The following is a 4,644-nucleotide window of genomic DNA, read 5'->3' as shown; positions in this document are numbered from 1 at the left end:
AAGGTCTTTTATTTTTAGTTTCTACGTCAAAGATAATACTTTTTTTTGTTTTATTCGCTAATTTTTTTCCCCATCTTATATAACGGATTGGCGGTTGCTGTTCGGTGGCGATTTCACCACTATATTTTCCACGAAGCACAATGGTTTCAATATGCACGTAATTGTTAAACGAGCCACTGTCCCGCCACTGACAGCAAAGGCCTGTTAGCGTTTCGTACTCTTTTCCCGTCTGTTCGTATTTCAGTTTTCCTGTCTATCATTTTTTGTTTTTTCCCTTGTGTGGCGGGGCATTTTTAAAATATTTTTCTTCATCGTGTTGGCTTGCAGGCTCTTTGACAAAGCTTTGGTTAGAGTATTGGCTCGTGGGGCTTTGGCAATGTGCCTGCAAATGCGTTTGTCATTTTTTTTATTCTGCTTTCGGCTTTCTAAAGTTAATTATGTTTTGATGTTGATGATTTACTTTGTAAGCATACGGATAACCAAACGGGTAAAGCGGTTTGTTATCTTGCAAGAGAACTGTTGTACCGCAAAATTCAAAACCTATTTCTGTCATAATGTTAACAATGTCTCCCTGAACACAAATTTCCTTTTTATCAATTGTAAAATCACTTATAATAATTGTACAATATTTTTTATCATTCAATTTACTATAACATTTATGCATTATTTTTTTCAACGATTGTAAAAACTCATTATAAGTATTTTTATTGCCCAAATCGTTTTCAAATTCACTATAATATTTTACACCGATTCTCGCTCCATTCCTAAAGCCTTTTTCGCTTTGTTTTCTTAAACCTTGCCCGTTATTTTTTAAAATATTATGGTATGGTGGAGAAGTAACTATATAGTCCACATTTTCTATTTCAGGTATAATAATATTTGAGTCACCTATTAAGTACTTATAGTTCTCAAATGTATCTGGAAATAATGTATTTTTCTTTTTTAATCGGTTTAAAGTTAATTCTAAGTATTCTTTGTTAAGGTCAATACCTATAGCTTTTCGTTCTAATAAAATTGATGCTAAAATTGTTGTTCCGCTTCCACAAAATGGGTCTAAAACTGTCATTCCTTTTTTTGTGAAAAAACTAATCAACTTCATAATGTCTTTAATTAAAAAAGGTGCTGGATGTGCAAAAGCATCTTTGTCATCAGCACATTTTTCACTTTGCCAAAAACTTTTAGTAAGCAATAACCATTCTTTTCCAGTAAGATTATTTAATCATTCAAATGCGGAATGACCAAATCAATTAGCCATTCTTCAAATTCATTTGCATCGTAATTAAAATTTTTATCTGAAAATATTAAATCTTCAAACTCTTTCCTTAATATCTCGTTATTTTTAAGTTCTTCTAAAATCATAGTTAATCGTATTTATAAGTATTCAACAATATTATCATTCCATTGATAATTTTTAAATTTTGAAAAGTCCTTGAAGAATTTTTGACCACTTTCAAACATATTAAAAACTCTATTGAAACTCCAAACTTCAGTCCACGACTTAATCTCACCATTATACATAAAAAGCTTTCTTATTCTTTCCAACTTTGCAATATCTGTAACAATAATTACTTTTCTTGCACCAAAATATTTTGCTTGCTTTAAAGAATCTTTATCTTTTTCAACGCTTCCTTTATTGCAAACCTCAATTGCTAAATATAAATCATTTTCTTTGTACCAAAGACAATCTATTTGATATGGAAATTGCTCAATATTTAGAGGCTTACTTTCAGTTAAAACTACATAACCGAGCCATTCACCAAGGTTTTTAAGCATCGCAATAGTTGAATTATGAATATCTTTTTTATCAAAATTGAAATCTTCTGCTAATTCTTTGAATTTTTCGTTTTCCGATTTTACTTCAATTTCAGAATTAAATTTTACGATTTGTGGTGTGATTGAAATATTTTGATTTTCGTCTGAAAGTAAATAGTCATAACGATTCAAATAATCAGTAATTTCATAAATGCCATTTAAACGAAGAATAAAAATTCCATTTCTTTTTTTTATAATAGGTTTCCATTGTTTAAAAGTGATATGGTCAATTGCTTTAGCATCTTTTATAATCTCTATCATAAACGATAAAGGAATAAAAAATACTTGTTCTGCGTTTTCACAAATAAAAACTTGAAAATAATTTCTGTTGTTTTTATAAGCATTATAAAATTGATCTTCTTCAATTCCAAAAAAGTATTTTTTACTTGTTTCATCAAAGCTTGAGTAAATCAAATCAATAATTGTATTACCATTTAAAGCATAAATAGATTTACCTAGTTCTGATTTGTTTTCAATTGTGAAACCAAGTTTTCTTATATTGTCTAATACAGCATTTTTAATTGTTGCTATTTGTTCTGGTGATTTTCTTTTTGACATAATAAGTTTAATTTAAATAAATTTGCGTTAAGGATTGAAGTGTAAATCCTTTTTTCTGGGTATGCTTTTTATGGTGAGAAAAAAGATTGGAACGGAAAGCCCGACCCGATAGGGGAACGCCCAAATAATTTTCTAAAACGAAATCTAAAATAGTATTTATATCAACAGCTCCGTATTTAATATCAAAGCCAGTTAATTTATTTTTTTGTTTATCGCTGTAACTAACATTCAAAAGTTTTGGTTTCTTTTTCAAATATTTAGGAACTGATGTCAAGCAACTTTCTACAGATTGCTTACCTAAACAACTACCTTGAAAAACAAGTAGTGCATTCATTTCCATTTTTCTTGATGAACATATATAGGCGGAACGTCCCCAGCTTGTTGAGAATGCTCTGTTTGCATCTTCACGTCTTGGCACACTCATTTTTGTGCATAAATGAAGCGACTGTATGAAACCAAAAAGCAACTGTTTTTTAATGTTTTCATCATTGCACTTTAATATTTCATCAAAGATTTTAGAAAGAACATATAAATTTCTCTTTGTCCAAAGATTTGTAAAGTTATTGCCACCTAAACAATTAATGAAGTTTGCAGGAAAAGATGGTGAAACGTGAAATGGCTTATCGGGAAACCAAAAAGGGATATCAATTTCTTTCATTGAAATTCCTTTTATGTTATCTTCTTTGTTAGGCTGTGAGGTATATCTCTTAATTACTTTAGGTATCTTCTTTTTTTTCTTTAATTCCTTTTGTTTTTTAATTTCATTTTCAGTTGCTTCAATCCCCAACTCGTAAATATTTTCATCTTCCCATTTCAAACTTTGAACAATTGAAGTTTCATTGCTATGTCTTGACTGCGTTGTAAAATATTTATTGTAAATAGCGTCTGTTTTAAATGTGGCTGCAATTCTTTTTACTTCTTTTTCAAATTTTGATTTGTCAAAATCAGTTGCAAAAATTTCAATAATAAAAGAAGTCAATGGGTTTAAATCAAAAGCAATTACTTTTCTATTTGCTTTTATTGCTTCAAATGCACTTATACCGCTACCAGAAAATGGGTTAAGAAAAATCCCGTTTTCAGGAGTATAATTTTCAATATACTTTCGCCAAATGTTATGAGGTTTTTTTCCCCAATATTTCATTGCTGTGTAAATGGGTGGTCTTACATCTTCAACTAAAGCATAGTTTATTTCTTCAATAGACATATTATTTTGTTTTAGATTTTAAATATTTGACTTTTTTTTCTGCTGCTTTCAATGTTTGATTAGCTACGTCTTCGTCTGCTATTTCATAAGCAATTTTTTCGCTTAGATACTGAATAAGCAACTGATTTTTATTTAAACACAGAATTTCAGCCAATTTAATAATTTGTTCTTTCGTTGGCTTTCTTTCTCCTCTTTCTATTTTGCTTAATATTGAAGCGTCAATGTCCATTTGAGAAGCAAGTTGTCGTAATAACATTCCTTTTTTTTCTCTTTCTTCTCTTATTATTTCACCTGTTGTTTTCATTCTTGAAAATATTGTCTTGACAAAAATAGACATTTTTAATTAATAATATCCAAACAATAAAAATATTTTTCAAAAAATTATCAACATTATTCAAAGCGTTGGTAAGATTGGCTCTTTGGCTTTTGCAGAAGGGTTGGCTTCGTGTGTCTGGGCAAAAGACAATGTGCCAATGTGAGTAGGCAATAAAATTGTATTAAAAAAAGTGCGGTGGGGTAAATTTTAAAAACAAGGGTCGGATTGAGTGTCGGCAAATTCATTTTTTCTTTCAGTCAATAACAGCCAGTTTTCCAAAGTACTAAATTGTCAAAGTATGATGTTTTGTCTGTCCATTTGTCAACAAATTTACTGTAAACTTATTTCAGGACAAGACAGTCGTTGAATTAAATGGAACAATAAAAAAGATAACAAATAGGAGCCTTGTTAATTTTATTCTATTCATATAAACCAAATTTTATGCATGTTTCTTTTTCTCTGGGTTGTTGCTAACTATTGTTTAAACGCAATTGCGTTTATTTCGTCTTTATCTGCAATTAATAATATATTTGTAACTTGCTTATTATCAATATAAAAATCGTTTTTAATCGTTTAATAATTTTAAATTTTTTTATATGACTTACACATTTCCCAAACCAATTGCACTTTTTCTTAATATGTAAAATTATATTTTTTTTATAAACAAAGCAAAAAAATCATAAAAAAGTTTAACAAACATATTATTTTAAAGCTAAAACAATATATTTGTAAAAAAAATTTAATGAGATTTTAT

The 4,644-nt window shown here is 28.9% G+C and carries 5 protein-coding genes; all 5 read right to left on the bottom strand.

Annotation, left to right across the window (positions count from 1 at the left end; genetic code table 25):
* Positions 1-406: 406 nt before the first annotated feature.
* The 5 genes from GW846_00025 to GW846_00005 are packed head-to-tail and all read right to left on the bottom strand — an operon-like array spanning position 407 to position 3,878.
* On the bottom strand, positions 407-1,255 hold the full coding sequence (locus GW846_00025; protein ID NDK09155.1) for a site-specific DNA-methyltransferase: 849 nt from the start codon (positions 1,253-1,255) through the stop codon (positions 407-409).
* Positions 1,216-1,359 (bottom strand): hypothetical protein, encoded by a 144-nt coding sequence (locus GW846_00020; protein NDK09154.1) that lies wholly within the window; start codon positions 1,357-1,359, stop codon positions 1,216-1,218. Before GW846_00020 ends, GW846_00025 begins: the two co-directional genes overlap by 40 nt.
* Positions 1,360-1,371: 12 nt before the next feature.
* A complete protein-coding gene (locus GW846_00015) occupies positions 1,372-2,370 on the bottom strand; it encodes a hypothetical protein (protein NDK09153.1) in 999 nt (332 codons plus the stop codon).
* 7 nt (positions 2,371-2,377) lie between these two features.
* Entirely contained in the window at positions 2,378-3,574 is a 1,197-nt protein-coding gene (locus GW846_00010) for a site-specific DNA-methyltransferase (protein ID NDK09152.1), read from the bottom strand.
* Position 3,575: 1 nt separating this feature from the next.
* Positions 3,576-3,878, bottom strand: coding sequence for a helix-turn-helix transcriptional regulator (locus GW846_00005; GenBank protein NDK09151.1), 303 nt, complete (start codon positions 3,876-3,878; stop codon positions 3,576-3,578).
* Positions 3,879-4,644: the final 766 nt, after the last annotated feature.

The organism is Candidatus Gracilibacteria bacterium (assembly GCA_010119145.1).
Classification (GTDB): Bacteria; Patescibacteriota; Gracilibacteria; order BD1-5; family UBA6164; genus JAACSU01.
The sequence above is the reverse complement of the archived record's forward strand: the minus strand, read 5'-3'. Positions and strand labels throughout refer to the sequence as shown.